We start from the raw sequence: 17,171 nt of genomic DNA, 5'->3' as shown, positions 1-17,171 counted from the left end.
ATCGCTTTTTATTTCTGGCAAGATAAGAGCACCCTGAAAAGCAGTACTGTTATCGGTCAGGCTATCGCTCGGTTCTACCGGCGCGCGCGGCGGCGCTTCTTGGGGTCTGCTCCGAAGCGGTTTTTCTTACGGGCACTTTCTCCAACTTCTGATTCTCCGCCCATGTGGATCATGGCGCAACGGAAACCTACCGTACGGCTGGCCTTGTCTTCATCCATGAAGCGACGGTTGCCCGGGCTAAGCCAGTAAGCACGGTCAGCCCAGCTACCACCCTTATAAACGCGGGCCTTATCACTGATCAGGGTGTGCTTGTTAGTTTCGTAAGAAGCCTCAGACTGCTCATCGCCATCGAGGTAGTTGTATACACGACCTTTCTTGTAGTTGTCACGCTGAGCTGCGTCTTCATCCTTTACGTACTCGTACTGAAGGCGGCCAAGGCTGTCTTTCGGTAGCGGAGCACCATCGGTAGGGTCACGCTTTACATCACGGAAATCGTTACCCCGGAAAGAGTTGAGATCGTGGTTCTCGAAATCATTAAGCGTCTGGGTGGTCAGAGGACGGTAAAGGTCCAGTACCCATTCGTTAACGTTTCCGGCCATGTTATAAAGGCCAAAGTCATTGGGGTAGTTTTCGAAAACAGCCGTTGTCACGGAAGATCCGTCATTAGGCTTACCGGCAATACCCATGTAATCACCACCACGACGCTTGAAGTTAGCGTACATCTGTCCCTGGTAGCGATCATGGCGCTGGTAACGAACACTGGTGCCAGACCATGGGTAGATCCGACGGTCGGTGTAGTTTTCGTCTTTCTCATTAGCCTGAAGACCGGAAAGTGCCAAAGCAGCGTATTCCCATTCTGCTTCTGTTGGCAGACGGAATTCTGGCTGCAGGATACCATCCTCTAATTTAACCTGACGGTCACCCCCTGTGCGAAGGTCCTTAACGCCTTTACGAACATTGCCTTCGTACTGACCTGCCATGTAGGAGTCGGTCACAAAGACACCATCATCACGTGCCTCAGGGCTCGGGTTCAGAATGCCTTTTTCGATCAGAATCGCTTCATTCATCCGGTCCGTACGCCAGCGGGCGTATTCCCGGGCCTGTCTCCAGCTCACACCTACTACGGGGTGATCCTTCGTAGCCGGATGGCGGAAGTAGTTCTGTACGTAGGGCTCGTTGAACGACAGCTCGTCACGCCACACCAGCGTGTCAGGTAGTGCATTCAGATAGACCTCGGGGTAGGAATCTCCGTAAGAAAGCTGCGTCCAGGCCAGGTAGAAAAGGTAATCTTCGTTACTGATTTCCGTCTGGTCCATGAAAAAAGTAGAGACCGTCACACGACGTGGAATATTATCCCAGTCGTAAGGCACGTCTTCTTCCGTGAAACCCATTACGAAGTTACCGCCAGGGACTAACACCATATTGGGAGGTGTCTCCTGCCCCTTATAGTCCGATTTGGTTTCGAAACCACCCCATTTGGAGTCGTTCATCTTCCAGCCCGTAGTCCGGGAGCGATCATTACTGCCGCAGGAAGTGAGAATGCCCACCAAAAGGAAGAGTGGGAGAGCTTTTAGCCAGTATTTCATAAAGCTGAGGTAAACCAAGTTGTTTCCAGAAATTTCAGGGCGCAAATATACGACGTAGGGGATGACTACGGAGGGATGGCGCCCGGTACGGAAAGTTAAACCCCATTCTCCCCTACTCTATTGTGCAGTAAATCTTAAAATTTTCGGTGGATTCACTTTTCTTTTTTTCAGGCGCATACGCAGGTGCAGGCAATTTCTGAAAGTGCAAAGTTGCCAGGCGAAACAGCAGAAGCAGATATCCACACTAATAGTACGGTTATTTGGCTATCTCCCTGTTGCCCTGAAGTCTATTGCCTACTTCCCCCGCTTATTAATCTCATCCTGCAGCTGTCGGCGAAGGTTCTGCTCCACCTCGAGGCGTCTTTTACGGGCTTTTTCCAGCTCCTCGGTCAGTTTTGCGTTGTGCGTGCTGGCTTCATTAGCGCTTGACACCGCAAGCCGCATCCGCGCCAGTGCCAATAGCAGTAAGGCTAACAAGCCAATAATAGCTGACCACATAATCAGGCTGTACGTCGCTTTGCTGAGCTGAAACCCCAGAAGGCTGACGCCGTCTTTTTCTTCGTTCAGTTGAGAAATTTCCAAATCCTTCTCCTGAATGGTCGTCTCTTGTTTATCTAAGCGCTCTGCCTGAGTGGAAATCGTACCATTGAGCGTGCTGATTTCTTTTGTATAACCACCGATCGAATCGGTGACATTAGCGATAAAAGCCGCCAGGTAGTTCTGCCGAATGACCTTGAAGCCCTGATAACGGTTAGAAACACGCAGCATTTCGTCAAATTGTTGGCTCAGGCTAACAGAATCCGCGGTAGCGGGATTACCTGCCTGAGCAGAAACCGGTTGACTACTTACAGCAAACAAAACAAAAAACAGGACAAAAAAATAGGTACGCATCTATTATGATAGGTTTTGGGATTAGGGCAATCGTAAGCTCAGAGCCGAACGCTCACCGCGCAGCAGCCTCGAAGGGAAGGGAATGTTTTCTCCTACGCTCCGCTCCGGAAAACGTATACTTCGAGGTTCTGATCAGTCGTTTCGGGACTTCGAAGCGTGCTCAGCAATGGAGCCGGAGGCGGAATTGCTGAGTTCCTTTGAGCGTCCGATGAGTTTGCGATTGCCCTGGTTTTGGGGTCGGTACTGGCACAAAGATAGACGGCTTTTTACTAATATGTTCTTTTGCATTGAATCCGTTTAAACTTTTCTTAGCTGGCCGCTTCGAATCCTGTTTTCTAATGGCAAGGTGTCTAAAATCGAGTATCCCCTCAGGCTACTGGTAGTTTTAACAACAAAGCCAGAGGGAGAACAGGGCGGGTTAAAGAGGCAAACCAAAAGTTTAATCAGGTTCACCGTATCAAAGCCACCTTTAATTCTATTTTTGGTTTCCCTTTTAGTGCATTCCTGGCTTCCAAGTATTTAATCGATCATGCAAAACCATTTCCTCCTCTTTTCCCGGCTTTCAGCCCTACTGTCTTGTCTGATAATCCTGGGTGGATGTCAGCAGACAGAATTCCCCACCCATGAGCGAGCCCTAAGCCCCTGGGTTTTCCGCTCAGTGCTGGATGATCAGCCCCGAATGCTTACTGCCGCCCTACACAAAGATCTTTTCGTCGCTTACAGCGCCGAAACCGGCGCCCTATACAAAGCATGGAAGGGCGACGTAGATCTGGATGGTGCCGTGTACACCACCGCCCACGGCCCGCAGCCAGAAGCCATCGGCAAGGTTTGGCTGAAGGATACCATGGCCCAACATTGGTTGCTCTACCAGCAGGGAAACATGTCCCCCGTACGCCCGGATGTACAGTACCTCGGGCACGAAATCAAAGATGGGCAGCTCTACATCAAGAGTAAACTCATGGCAACGGATGGCTCCTTCAACGTAACGGTCACGGAGCGGCCGGAAGTTATTCTCCGGGAAAACGGGCTGATGGGTCTGGAAAGAACTTTTTTCGTTGAGGGAGTGCCCGAAAACAGTAGTCTGGCGCTTCGCTGTGTCATAGATGGGATTCCCACGAGTAAAAGCATCAGTACTAACGCCAGGTTCGAAGTGATGGAGCAGCAAGACGTTCGGACTTCCAACCTCCGCGCCTTATCCATTTACGGAGTACTCACCATGGCTACCGATCAGCCCACCTATCTGCGTACTCACTTCGTCCGCTCCCCCACCCTTCCCGACGATAACGCCGACGCCGGGGCAATCCTCGCCGACGCCCGCGAGGCCGGCGAAAAACTCATCGAACGCAACGGCTGCAAAACCTGCCACAACACCCGGGTAAAAACCATTGGCCCTGCCTACATGGCCATCGCCGAACGCTACCCCAATACCACAGCTAGTCTCGAGAAGCTCTCCGCTAAAGTGATTAAGGGTGGAGCCGGCGTCTGGGGCAAAGCCGCCATGACCGCCCACGACCATATTCCCCCATCTGACATCCGGACAATGGTGCAGTGGGTCCTTGACCTCGACAAGGACTCCGAAGCGGAGATGGTAGCAGAAGACCCCGGCATCCTCTTCGCCAGTAAAACCGATGCCCTCGAAGCAGACCCCGCCATTACCGACGACGGTCTCGGCGCTGGTGCCCGGGCGGAAGTTTTCCCCGTCCCGGACGGCATCAGCCGCCTGGAACAAGTTGCCTGGGAGAAAGAACCGCTCTTCACCGGCGTCGTTCCCCGCATACGTTTCGACGGAGCGGACTTCGGTAAGCTCGAAGATCTCTTCGCCATCCGCTTCAGCGGTTACCTGAAGATTCCGGAGACAAGCAACTACCTCTTCCGGCTGGCCAGCGATGACGGCAGCCGACTGATCATCGACGGGCAGGAGATCGTCAACGCCGACGGCCTCCACGGCCCCGAAGCAAGAGACGGCGAAATCGCCCTGGCCGCCGGCAACCACCCCTTCACCATCGAGTACTTCGAAAACGGTGGCGGGCAGACGGTGATTTTCGAGTGGCGATCTTTCTTCAGCCCCGAATGGCAGACCGTCCCCACGGAGAATCTCGGTTACGACCTCAGGCAAAACCTTGTTGCGGAGCTGCCCGAGCCCATGGACCGCGGCAAAATCCGCCCCGGAGACGCCACCCGCCTCACCGACGTTCACCCCGCCTACACCCTGCGGCAGGCCAGGCCCGATGGTTTCACGCCCAAGGTTGGCGGCATGGATTTCCTCTCCGATGGCCGCCTCGTCGTCTCTACCTGGGATGCCGAAGGAGCCGTTTACCTCATCGACGGTGTCCAGACCGGAGAGCCCAGCCAAATGACGACCAAAAAGATCGCCACCGGCCTGGCCGAGCCCCTTGGGCTAAAAGTAGTGGATGACGAGATCTACATCATGCAGAAGCAGGAACTCACCCGCCTGATCGATCACGATGGGGACGAGCTCATTGATGAATACCAGACCGTCTGCAACGACTGGGAGACGACCGCCAATTTTCATGAGTTCGGCTTCGGGCTCGCCTACGAAGCGCCTTACTTCTACGCTACCCTGGCCATTGGTATTCTGCCCGGCGGCGCCAGTGCCCCGAACCAACCACGAAGCCGGGGTAAGTGTGTCCGCATTCACCGGGAGACCGGTGAGCTGGAGTACATCGCCAGCGGCCTGCGTACACCCAACGGCATCAACCAAGGCGTAGACGGCGAGCTCTTCATCGCCGACAATCAGGGAGACTGGCTGCCGGCCAGCAAAATCCTGCACGTTACCGAAGGCGCTTTCTTTAACTCCTACGCCGTTCCGGGTGAAGAAAACAAAACGGTAAAGCCCCCCGTCGTCTGGCTGCCGCAAGACGAGATCGGCAACAGCCCTTCCACCCCGAACTACCTCAATGACGGCCCCTACAAAGGACAAATGATTCACGGAGAAATAACTCATGGCGGACTGAAACGCGTCTTCGTCGAACAAGTCAACGGCCAGTACCAGGGAACGGTCTTCCGCTTCATCCAGGGGCTGGAAGCCGGCGTCAACCGTAATGTCTGGGGGCCGGATGGGGCGCTCTACATTGGCATGGTCGGCTCCACGGGCAACTGGGGAGACGCCGGCAAGCTCTACTACGGCTTGCAAAGCGTGAAGTACAACGGAGAGCCTGCCTTTGAGGTACTCGCCATCCGGACGGAAGCCGATGGCTTCGAGCTGGAGTTCACCCAACCCGTGGCGGAGGGCTTCGGCAAATCCGCCGCAGAGTTCCCACTCACCCGCTGGTACTACCTGCCAACCGCTAATTATGGCGGCCCCAAAATGGACGAAACACCACTCACCGTCAATGATATTCAGTGGAGTGCCGACCGTAAAAAAGTCCGCCTTACCTTCGACGGGCTGAAAACGGAACACGTCTATTACTTCCGCCTGCCGCAGGAATGGCGGGACACGAGTGGCCGTCAGCTCTGGTCAACGGAGAGCTGGACAACCGTGAACTATGTTCCGCAGGTGAGTCGTTGATTAAACAATACATCCGGACGCTCAAAGGACTTTAGCCTTTTCGCTTTCAGCTCTATGGCTAAAGTCCTTTGAGCGTCCGGATTAATTCCCCTTCCATGAAATACATCAAACTCGCCGCCGCCGCCCTCTGCTTTGGCATCTGGCTGTTCTTCGGCAACTATGCTGGTCCTGCGGGCCTGCCCGTGCCCGCACTTGGCGACTTTTTCAACCCAGCCACCGGTTTTTGGCGCAATACCTTACCCCAGCTGAATGACCGGGAAGGGCGGGCGTTCTCCCTCAACCACCCCCTGGCGAAGGGAGATATCTTCTTTGATGACCGGGGCGTGCCCCACGTTTTTGCCGACGATCTGGAAAGCGCCTGTTTTCTGCAGGGATTCGTGAATGCTGCTGACCGACTCTGGCAGATGGACATCAGCACCCGCGCCACCGAAGGCCGCCTGAGTGAAATCCTCGGAAAGCGGACGATGAAGCGAGACATTGATCAGGTCCGCCGGGGATTCCGTTACACCGCAGCGCGGGAGACCGATACTATGCGACTGCAGTTTCCCGACGACTACCGTATGCTGGAAGCCTATTCCGCCGGCGTCAATGCCTGGCTCGATCAGCTCGACCCTAAGGATTACCCCGTAGAGTATAAGTTGCTCGACCACGAGCCCCTCCGCTGGAGCCCCTACCGAACGGCTCTGCTGGGTATGGGGATGGCCCAGTCACTCAGTGCCCGCTACGACGATGCCCGCACGGCCAAAACCCGGCAGGACTTCGGCCCGGATTTATTCAATGAGCTTTTTCCTAAACGATTCCCCCGGGCCAGCCCCATCGTCCCCGACGACGGGCGGTACCGGAACACCCAACCCATCGCTCCCTTGCCCCTCAACGCTCCCCCGCAGGGGGCCGACGCGGAGCGGCGGATGGGGGCCATTGCACCTGCGGCCGCGCCTGCTACAAAAGCAGGAAGTGATCCCGACGAGGCGAAGCCGGACCTCGGGACCGCGCCCCTGTATGATGAAGCCTACAGTTTGAACGATGATCGGCTTTACGTGGCCGGACCGGAAGATGCTTACACCCTAATGCCCGCTCACCCGGACAATGGCTCGAATAATTGGGCCGTTGCCCCAAACAAATCCAACACCCGCCACCCGATGCTGGCCAGTGACCCGCACCTGAGCCTGACGCTACCAAGTATCTGGTACGAGATTCAGGTCAGCTACCCCGGCGTAAATGCGCGGGGCGTTGGCCTGCCGGGCACACCGGGCATCATGATCGGCTTCAACGACCACGTCGCTTACGGAGAAACCAATGTGGGACATGACGTGACGGACTGGTTCGCGATCGAGTGGACCGACACTACACGCACGAAATACCGATTGGACGGCGCGGCCGCAGGTGCAAGGATGGTTAAAGACACGGTGTTCGTCAAGGGCCAGGCCTCGGAGGTCATCGAAACGCCCTGGACCGTCTTTGGGCCCGTCCCCTACACCGATGGTCCTTACGCTGATCACGCCATGCGCTGGCTGGCACACGATACGCCCGGCAATAAATTTCGTCCGCACACCATCGTCGGCACCTTTCTGGGGCTGATGAGTGCCACCAGCTATGAGGATTACAAACAAGCCCTGCGGGGTTATGTAGGCCCAGCGCAAAATTTCATTTTTGCCCATAAAGACGGTGACATCGGCATTAGGCCCAACGGCTTCTTTCCCATCCGTGCCGTAGGCGACGGGGCTACGCCCCTTCCCGGTAGCCACCGCGTCAATAACTGGTCCGGCACGATCCCCTTCGACGCCCGCCCCGAGCATAAAAACCCCACCCGGGGCTACGTTTCCTCCGCCAATCAGGTCACTACCGGCCCCAACTATCCCTACCCCTACATCGGCGGCTTTGACGAATACCGCGGCCGTTTCATCAACCGCTACCTCGATCACCATGCGGTGATGAATCAGCGTACCATGAAAGAGCTGCAACTCAGTAGTCAAAACCTCTTCGCCGAAGAACTAACGCCACTCCTCATCGCCAGAATCAAGCGCGATGCGCTGGACAGCGACGGCCGGGCACTTCTTCGTCTCATCTCCGAGTGGGACTACAACTGCGAAGGCAACAGCCGCGCCGCCAGCCTCTTCGAACTCTGGTGGCGTAAGGTTTATTCTTTCACTTTCGACGAGATGCCACGCGATTCCGGTTACGTCCGCCCCGATCTCTGGAAATGGAACGATCTGGTGCGCGAAAAGCCGACGCACCCCATCTTCGACATCGACAGCACCGCCGGCTTCCGCGAAACCGTTGCCACCCTCACGCAACGCGCCTTCGACGAAATTCTCGAAGAGCTCGACGGCGAGCTCCCCGAAACCTGGGCCGAAATGCGTAACTCCCACGTCAATCACCTCGGGCAAATCCCTGGCTTTGGCTCAGGCCTGATCAAGACCGGCGGCAGCCGCTACTCCCCTCGTGCCCTGAGCGGCAGCCATGGGGCCAGCTGGCGGATGGTCGTTGAGCTCGGCCCCCAACCCCGTGCCTGGGGTGCATTACCCGGCGGCCCCTCCGGCCATCCGGCCAGCGAACTCTATACCATCGATCTGGATGATTGGGAGAACGGGCGCTACCATGAGTTGGTGCGGTGGGAAGATACAGGTGAGGCTAAGCTGAAATCTGCCGGGCACTGGCGGGTGGAGTAAAAGCTCACTTAACCTTAACATTCACCAATCTACTACTACATTTAAGACGTAAGGCTACTCACGCAACACTTTAACGTGCCATAATCTGATTATTCTTTTAAAAAAGAATAGGTTATCAAAATGGGATTCATTTCTCTTTCTACATCAAAGTCGTCAATTAGAGAATCGTCTATATTGGGAAAAATCTGATAAAGACTAGTAGGATCAATAAGCACGCCTACGGTCTTGTCCTTCATGGTAGATATAAATGGATTAAAACGAAACTTATCTATTCGATCAACAATACGCCATCCGCTTGCCTTATCAAAAACAAGTGTTTTACCAGACTTTCCGGATTGAACTACGGTCATTCCTACTGATTTTTTTGTCCTTCGATAACTTACAATGGGGTATACCAGGTTATTTTCAAAAGTATAATCAGCAAGTGAACTCGGATCCGTCACAAATAATGGGAGGTCAGGTATCGATAGGTTTTGGCCAACAAAATCGTATTGCCCCAGTTTAATCAATTCCATACCATCTATCTCGTATACCTCGGAAGTATATTGATCTAAAAAAAACGCAGGATCGTTTTCCTCCGCCAAAAACGGGCATGGAGAACCTAAAGGCACCATTTTCGCAGTATTGTTCTTTAACTTTCCATCTATTACCTCACCCTTTTCCCTAGAGTAATAAGTCAGCTTATGACTTCCTTTCTGCGTATAAAACAGCGAAATATCATTAGTGACATTGATAAATCCGTAAATCGAATTCAAATCAGAATTACTACCAATTATTGTTTTGTACTCTTTTGAATCGAGATCATAACTCACTACTTTCCCTTTAGGAGACATTAACTCTATTTCATTTTCTGGCGTAAAAAGATTAAATCTGATGTCATAAATAATATCAATAGAATTTGGCCCGTCTCCAGTATTGACTATTTTGGAAACGTACTTTCCAGTACTATCGAATATGAAAACAGTGTATGATCTCTCATCAAGTACGAAATAGTTTTCATCGGTAGCGATTATTTTCGTGACAACCTTAATAGCTGATTCCGATGTCAATTCTAACGGCACCGCAATTGGATTTAAAAAAACATTTTCGGGAGATATTGATTCCAGGTTTAAAACATCAATCACAAACTCACCTTTTACACTTTCTTCCTCTTCACACGTAAAAAGCAAAGAGGCAAAGAGCAGTAGAAATATTGTTCTTCTAACAAATGATGGATTTCTAAAATTTAGCGGCTTGAGATTCATATTATAGTGCGCTTTTTTGACGTGAGCTGTAAGTTTTTTGACAGAAACGCCATCTCGCTACAGCAATAACCTAATGGTCGAATCTAGGTTCCCGACCACTAGATTTCAATGGTCTTCTAAAATATAGCAAGCGCAAACAAAATTACCAACCTAGAAATCATTTGTTATCTTATCTTCTATAGATAATAGCTGATAAAACGACGAACAAATAGTGTTCGATAGATTTTCTTGTTTGACAATTCGGTTTGCGCCTTAACTATTTATTAATACAAGTCGCCCTTTCCCAATGGAGACAGTCGTCCAGTTACAACTCTACTGTACTAACATCCTCCCAAATGGGCTGGACCACATGTTACTGTTGGGCCGCCGTCCCAAGCACAATATTCTCCATTCCAAAAATCGCTGACGCACGTCCAGCATTTTCCATAATGACGCCCACAAGTTATACCTATGACACCACCATCATCACCACAATCTTCTGTTTCGACAGCTCCTCCTCCTCCTTCTTGGGCACTTATCATAGTAGACGAGAATAATATTAAAGAGAAAACCGCAAGAGTCATAGCGGCATTAAACAAGAATTTAAACTTCATGAAGCTTTAATTTAAACACCAAAAACTTTCTGGCAAAGCTGCTAATAAGGAAAGGATAGCAGGTCCTTTTCATTTACAAGCCCTAAATTAATTCCAAAGTTCCCCAAACTTCCCCAAACTTCCCCAAACTTCCCCAAACTTCCCCAAACTTCCCCAAAGTCATCGAGTCGAAATTGAGGCCATGGTTTGAACCAACCAAGCTTTTTTAGTTAAAAAAGTCTATTGCCTCCTACATCAGTGATGAAGGGTTACTTACACTCTTCGAGTGGAGAAATTTAGCTGCAAACGGAGCGTGCCTCCCTACAAAAACGGAATCTTCACCACTTCCGCCTCCAACTGCTTCCGTCCCAGGTCTACCTGGATACGGGTGCCGGGTGCGTGGTGGCCGGTGGCAACGTAGCCCAGCCCGATGGGGTAATCCAGTGAGGGCGAGTGGGTGCCGCTAGTGACTTCACCGATGGACTTGCCTTCCGCGTCCAGCAGGCCGTAGCCGTTACGGGGCGCGCGGCGGCCATCGAGCTTAAAACCGACGAGGCGGCGACCAACGCCAGCTTCTTTTTGGGCCAGCAGGTGGTCACGGCCGACGAAGTCGCCCGCCTTAAGTTTCGTGATCCAGCCCAGCCCCGCTTCTAGCGGGGTCGTCGTATCGTTGATGTCGTTGCCGTAGAGGCAGTAGCCTTTCTCCAGGCGGAGGGTATCCCGACAGCCGAGGCCGCAGGCGAGGAGACCAGCATCTTTGCCCGCCTTCATGATTTTCTCCCAAACAGATTCCGCTACCGAGGCATCGAAGTATAGCTCAAAGCCGCCCGATCCGGTGTAGCCCGTGGCGGAGATGATGACGTTATCCTGCCCGGCCATCGTGCCACGCACGAAGTGGTAGTAAGGGATGTCCGCCAGCTTGACGTCGGTCAGTTGTTGAAGGACTTCCGTTGCCTTCGGTCCCTGAACGGCGAGCAGGGCCGTCTTCGCGCTGATGTCCAACATCTCGGCACCGAAGGTGTTGTGGCTTTTGAACCAGTCCCAGTCTTTCGCAATGTTGCCCGCATTCACTACCAGCATATAAGCGGGGTGGCCATCGTCCATGCCCATCGCGGGGTTGGGTGGCAGGCGGTATACCAAAAGATCATCCACGATGCCCCCGGCGGGCCGTGGCAGGCAGCTGTACTGGGCCTGGCCTGGTTCCAGCCGGTCCACATTGTTGCTGGTGACGTACTGCACCAGATCTCGGGCACCCGCTCCTCGCACAATGAATTCCCCCATGTGGGATACATCAAACATACCGACGCCATTGCGGACGGCAAGGTGCTCTTCCTTCAGGCTGGTGTAGGTAAGCGGCATCTCAAAGCCGGCAAAGTCGACAAGCTTGGCGCCCAGCGCACGGTGGGTTTCGGTGAGGGGGGTGGTTTGCATGGTATATTTTGGTTTGGCTGGTTATGGCTAATTGGCAATGGTAACTGAAAATAACCACGGAGGTTCACGGAGGGAATCACAGCGATCCACTGAGGGAGCGCAAAGTACGATAGATTGAGGAGCTTTCTGGTCTCAAAAGCGCGGAGCGTTTTCACAGCTCCCTCCCTCTTGGGAAGGGGATTTACAAATCCTGCCTCACCGGCAAATAAATCCGAAAAGTCGTCCCCTTAGGCTCATTATCCAGTAGCTCCAATTGCCCTTTGTGCTTCTCCACCAATTGGCGAACGATGAAGAGCCCCAGCCCCGTCCCCTTCGTTGTACGGGTGTCTTCACTACCCACGCGGTAAAACTTGGTAAAGACGCGTTTCTTCTCCCGGTCGGGCACGCCGATGCCGTTATCGCTTACTTCCCAGACGACCTCGCTAGTACCGCCCCGTTGAAGAGACGTATGGATAACCGGGTTTGGCTGACTGTATTTTGCCGCATTTTCCAGCAGGTTGACGGCTACGCTCGTCAGGCCCAATCGGTCACCGATTACTTTGGGCAGATCCGGCTCAATGTCAACGTGTAACTGGGCTGTTTTATACTTCATCGCCACCCGGTCCGCTGCTTCGTGGATCAAGCCCCCCAGGTCAATCTCCTCGGGGTTAATGTCAAACACATTCTCTAACTTGGCGGATAGCAGTAAGTCATTTACCAGAGCCGTAAGCCGGTCCGTTTCCGCCAGAGCATTGGTGCTCAGTTTTTGCTGTATCTCTGGCTTAAGCTCTTTTCGCCGCTGGAAGGTTTCCAGGATGAGGCGAATACCCGCCAGGGGCGACTTCAGCTCATGGGTGATACTCAACAAGAAGTTCCGCTGCTGCTCCGCCGCGCTGATTTCCTGCTTCAGGCTCCGGTACAAAAGGTAAATCCCTCCGGCCAGGCTTAGTATCAACAGCACCGCCTCACCGAGGATCATGAACTGCTGGCGTTCAAATTCTTCGGTGAGGCGGAAATACTGTTCGGTCTGGCGGAAGTCCGCCGGCTCTTCAATCTGTCGTTGCACGGCCAGCCGGTAGGCCAGCTCGTTTACCCGTGCTTCGTGCGCTGATTCGTTCATCCGCAACAACAACACCGACCACCAACCAAAGGCCAGTAGCATATACGCGATGATGGCGTAGGTGATGAGCGGAAGCCGACGCATCAACAAAAATTTTGATGGTAAGGAGAATGATGCGCCAAAACGCGGAGCGTTTTCCTAAGCCCCTCTCCGCCAGGCCGGAGGCCAGGCTTACCGGAGAGGGGTTGGGGAGAGGTTGCCTACTTCACCAGCTCGAAGTCCGTCCGGCGGTTCTGCGCCCGGCCGCTCTCGCTGCTGTTGTTAGCAATGGGTTTGTTCGGTCCGTTTCCGACGATGATGAATCGGTCGGAGTCCATATTGTACTCTCGGGTCAGGTAAGCCGCTACCGCCTGGGCGCGCTTCTTACTCAGGGCGATGTTCGTCGCCAGGCTACCGGTGTTATCGGTGTTACCCTCAATCCGGATACGCGCGTTACCGAATGCCTTGGCGATCGGGACGAACTCTTCATCGATGATGCTCTTCGCCATATCGTTCAGCGTAGATACGCCCGTTGGGAAGTTGATACTGATGCGCTTGGTAGCAATGGCTTCCTTACTGGTGCCTTCAGACTCTGATACCGGAGCAAAGTCCGTACGGCCTTCGCCCGCGTGCTCGCTACCCGTCAGGCGGTTACCGGCATCCACAACCAGGCTACCGTAGCCCACCGTGCGGAAAGGTGCTACGCTACCATTGATGAAGCCCAGGTTCTTATACTCCTGCGCCATGCGGCGGTAGAGGTCACCGCCGGTAACCCCGCGGTAGCCAGAGTTCTGCTCGAAGAAGTTAACGTTGTCGCCGTGGGTCGTCAGGCGAACGTTATCAATCATGCCCAGAGCATCTGCTTCGGGAAGCGACATCTCACGACCCAGGATCTTAGCGGCTTTCTGTTTCGCCGCTGCGCTGGAGTTAATTTCCGCCGCACCGCGCATCCAACCTTCGTACAGCTTCTGTAGCTTGTCCCGGTTAGCCTCCACGTAGGCCTTCTTGGCAAAAAATACATCCGCAATGATGTTAGAAGCCGAACGCGTACTTTCCAGAATCTTAGATCCGGGCACCGCGCGTACACTCAGCTCGTCATCCGGAGACCAAACGACCGCGGCATCTACCTGACCACTCTTGAAGGCTGCCGCCGCTTCGATGGCCGATGGCTGGGCAACAATGGTGATATCAGAAGCTTTCAGGCCGCCGGCGTCCAGCAGCCACAACAGGAAAGAGTGGCTGGGAGTAAGTTCCGCAACGGCAATACTCTTGCCCTTCAGGTCGGCTACGGAGTTAATGCCCCGCTTAACGACGATGGCGTCTCCGCCCCGCGACCAGTCGGCCTGCCAGAGAACAACGGGATCGAACTGCTGCAGTTCGCCCATAATGGTTGGCATGGCATCAATGGTGTACCAGTGTACGTCAATGTCTCCGTTTTTGAAGGCATTGAGGCTGGACACTACGTCGTCGTTCAACACGAATTCTACGTCAATACCGTATTCTTTTTTGAACCGGCTTTCCGCACTGGGCTTAAAGCCTTCGTTGAAGTATTGTCCACCGGCGTAACCACCCCAGGTAACAACACCAACGCGAATGGCATCGCTACTGCTGCCGCCATTATCATTGCCGCCACCAAAAATACCGCCACCGGAGCCACTGCCAGAATCACTGCCCGCAGAAGTAGTAGTCGTTGAATCATCTCCTCCGCCCAATACGCCGGAGAGCAGTTTGCCATTGGTTAAATAGTTGAACCCAAAGACAACCGCCAGAAGGATCAGAATAGTAATGAGAAGCTTGCTAAAAGTTGTTAAGCGTGCCATTTTGTTTTGGTTGATCCGTGTTCTTCACGGATGGATAAATGAAAACCCGGGAGCAGACAGTTCATCTGGCCCCGGGTTCGGTTATTTTTCGGTTTACCTTAGTCGAAGAAAGAATCGTACTGATTCTTCCCGCCGCTCTGCCGAGCGCGTTCCGGAACGGGTGCATCGAGATCCAGGACCTCATTGTCACTCTCTGCCTTCAGCAACAAAGTGCTCTTTTCCTCACCCAGCAGCAAGCTGGTAGATTCGTTTTCCCACTGCTCCAGCATGTTCATCCCTTCTTCTTCGAAGACACCGTTTTGCAGGTCTACTGAGTCCATAAAGTTGGCGGATACTTCCATGAAGCGCTCCATTTCTCCTACTTTATTGGCAACATCTTCGGTGATGTTTTCCATCGCCATATCAAACATCGCCCGCTGGTCAGGATCACCGCTGATAACGCTCATCGCTGACTTCATCGCGCCATGGCTGGCGTGGATCGCCTTGCGCTCCTGCTCCTTCACTGCAACCTGGTCTTTGATGTCCTCCGCCAGAATCTGGCTGTTTTCGTACATCTTGGTCAGTACCCGGTACAGTACCTCCATCTTCTTATAGAGCGTCTCCAGTTTAATGTTACTGTCCTTCAAGCGGCCGGCACGGCGGCTTTTCAGGATCATCACATTTCGCTTGTTCGTCTCCTTCGCCTTACCGGCCAGTTTGAGGTTGCTGTTGATTTCGCGCTCGTTGTTCACGATCACTTCTTTCAGCTTGTGCATCTGAGCGCGCAGCTGAGAAATTTGCTTGTTCATCTTACGCAGGTTACCCTGCAGCTCCTCCACGTAAGTCTTGAGGATGCCAATCGGATCAATCTGTACAAACATACCGGTGATGGATCGCATCACACTCTTGTACATATAGAATATGAGGTTGCGCATCTTGGGGTCCAGCACCATGTATACAATGGCACCGAGCACGGCAAGAGAAACGACTAAGCCAATTGTCGTTCCAATGAACGCCATAATCGAAGCGGCAAAAGTCGTTATCAGATACCCTCCCCCAATCAGGAGAGCAGCCAAAAACATCAGGCCGGTAATCCCTTCGGGTCTTTTCCAAAAGGATTTTGGTTTCATCTGTGGTGCTTCCATATTTATTATTAATTGTCAGTAAGTTCGAAAAGATGCGGTCAAAGATAATCAACGCCCTTCGCCTTAACAAAAAGCCTTAAAGACCCGCTTTGTTTTGCTTGCTCGACGAGCGTCCTGATTTGATCGACTATTTAAGATATTCCTTCATCGATTCTATGTCCGTTTGTATCTCCCCGGCAATGAGTGAGTAAGTCGCCTGAAAGTCTGCCTGCGTTTTTGACAGCTTCTCCGTACTCTTACTAATGGTATTGCGCAGCTTCTGTTGCTCGGCTTTCGTCTTTTTAATGGCGTCCTGCAACTCTTTGATTTTAGCCTCTTGCTGTTGAATACTGGCATCCAGCTGTTTCAGTTGGGCCTCCTTATCACTAACCTGCTGAGCACGTTGCCCCTTCAGGGCCTGAGCAAATTTGGATTCTTCCTTCTTCAGCGTTTGCAGGTAATGCTGGGCAGAATCCAATAGTGCCTTCGGTGTTACGCCCATACTCTGTGCGGTAGCATAGGCCGTCTGGAAGCGTACACTATCCGTGAAATTCATTTTCTTCAGGTTCTGCAGGGCTTTTTTATACTCCAGGTAATCAAAGCCCGGAAGGTTCGCCGCTTCCATCGCCTCCATAAGCACTTTTACGAAGCGATCATTAACGCTACCATCAACAGAGGTGGGCGCAGACGCTGGTGCAGAGGAAGTTGAAGGAGCAGTGGGAGCCGGTGCCGCAGGTTTTGCCGCAGCTTTCGGTGATGATTTACCCGCTGCCGGAGTTGAAGAAGCTTTTTTCTTGCCTTCTTCTTCGACGACGAACAGGCCTTTAAGGTTTTTCCACATAGATAAATGAAGTGAATGCCCAAACTACAACCTTTTTTGCTGCTCCGCAAAACATGAAAGTGGCCCCGCCGGATTACTCCGACGGGGCCACTTTACTTCCATCCTTCCGGATGGGACTGAGACGTCAGTCGTTCTTAGCGAACAACTACCATCTTCTTCGTAGCGGAGAAGTCTCCGGCAGTCAGTGTGTACGTCAGTACGCCAGTAGCGGCGCCCAACTCGTTCACGTTCAACTCAACTACGTTGCGGCCAGCAGTACCTTCCAGTTCGCGTACCATGACCGTGCGGCCCTGGATGTCCTGAACGTTAAGGGTTACCTGACCGGCAGTAGCCAGCGTGTAAGCGATTTGAGTAGTCTCTACTACTGGGTTTGGCGTGTTCTGTGCAAGGCTGTTGCCAAGCTCAGT

General features: G+C 53.0%; 11 protein-coding genes. 2 read left to right on the top strand and 9 right to left on the bottom strand.

The window, feature by feature from the left end:
* Positions 1 to 74: 74 nt before the first annotated feature.
* Entirely contained in the window at positions 75 to 1,586 is a 1,512-nt protein-coding gene (locus tag BM123_RS23090; RefSeq protein WP_090173419.1) for an SUMF1/EgtB/PvdO family nonheme iron enzyme, read from the bottom strand.
* Between the two features lie 294 nt (positions 1,587 to 1,880).
* Complete coding sequence (locus tag BM123_RS23085; RefSeq protein ID WP_090173398.1) at positions 1,881 to 2,477, bottom strand: hypothetical protein; 597 nt, start codon at positions 2,475 to 2,477, stop codon at positions 1,881 to 1,883.
* 529 nt (positions 2,478 to 3,006) lie between these two features.
* Here BM123_RS23085 and BM123_RS23080 point away from each other — a divergent pair.
* Entirely contained in the window at positions 3,007 to 6,006 is a 3,000-nt protein-coding gene (locus BM123_RS23080) for a PA14 domain-containing protein (protein WP_245748668.1), read from the top strand.
* A gap of 95 nt (positions 6,007 to 6,101) precedes the next feature.
* Positions 6,102 to 8,675 (top strand): penicillin acylase family protein, encoded by a 2,574-nt coding sequence (locus BM123_RS23075; protein WP_090173396.1) that lies wholly within the window; start codon positions 6,102 to 6,104, stop codon positions 8,673 to 8,675.
* 89 nt (positions 8,676 to 8,764) lie between these two features.
* Here BM123_RS23075 and BM123_RS23070 read toward each other — a convergent pair whose 3' ends face one another.
* The 7 genes from BM123_RS23070 to BM123_RS23040 form a co-directional block, all read right to left on the bottom strand.
* Positions 8,765 to 9,919, bottom strand: coding sequence for a 6-bladed beta-propeller (locus BM123_RS23070; protein WP_090173395.1), 1,155 nt, complete (start codon positions 9,917 to 9,919; stop codon positions 8,765 to 8,767).
* An 893-nt stretch (positions 9,920 to 10,812) separates the two neighbouring features.
* A complete protein-coding gene (gene gcvT / locus BM123_RS23065; protein ID WP_090173393.1) occupies positions 10,813 to 11,922 on the bottom strand; it encodes a glycine cleavage system aminomethyltransferase GcvT in 1,110 nt (369 codons plus the stop codon).
* 181 nt (positions 11,923 to 12,103) lie between these two features.
* Positions 12,104 to 13,105 carry a sensor histidine kinase gene (locus BM123_RS23060; RefSeq protein ID WP_090173391.1) on the bottom strand — a complete coding sequence of 334 codons (1,002 nt, stop codon included), beginning with the start codon at positions 13,103 to 13,105 and terminating at the stop codon, positions 12,104 to 12,106.
* A 116-nt stretch (positions 13,106 to 13,221) separates the two neighbouring features.
* The gene (locus BM123_RS23055; protein WP_090173389.1) at positions 13,222 to 14,820 is read right to left on the bottom strand and encodes a phosphate ABC transporter substrate-binding/OmpA family protein; all 1,599 of its coding nucleotides are present in this window, start codon (positions 14,818 to 14,820) and stop codon (positions 13,222 to 13,224) included.
* 98 nt (positions 14,821 to 14,918) lie between these two features.
* Positions 14,919 to 15,929, bottom strand: a complete 1,011-nt coding sequence (locus BM123_RS23050; RefSeq protein ID WP_245748666.1) for a hypothetical protein — start codon at positions 15,927 to 15,929, stop codon at positions 14,919 to 14,921.
* Between the two features lie 142 nt (positions 15,930 to 16,071).
* Entirely contained in the window at positions 16,072 to 16,764 is a 693-nt protein-coding gene (locus tag BM123_RS23045) for a PH domain-containing protein (RefSeq protein WP_090173385.1), read from the bottom strand.
* 134 nt (positions 16,765 to 16,898) lie between these two features.
* The coding region (locus tag BM123_RS23040) for a T9SS type A sorting domain-containing protein (protein ID WP_139212070.1) at positions 16,899 to 17,171 on the bottom strand (273 nt) is incomplete at its 5' end.

Origin of the sequence: Neolewinella agarilytica, from assembly GCF_900110645.1 — a bacterium.
Taxonomy (GTDB): domain Bacteria; phylum Bacteroidota; class Bacteroidia; order Chitinophagales; family Saprospiraceae; genus Neolewinella; species Neolewinella agarilytica.
Note: the sequence above shows the minus strand (reverse complement) of the source record. Positions and strands in the feature narration are given on the sequence as shown.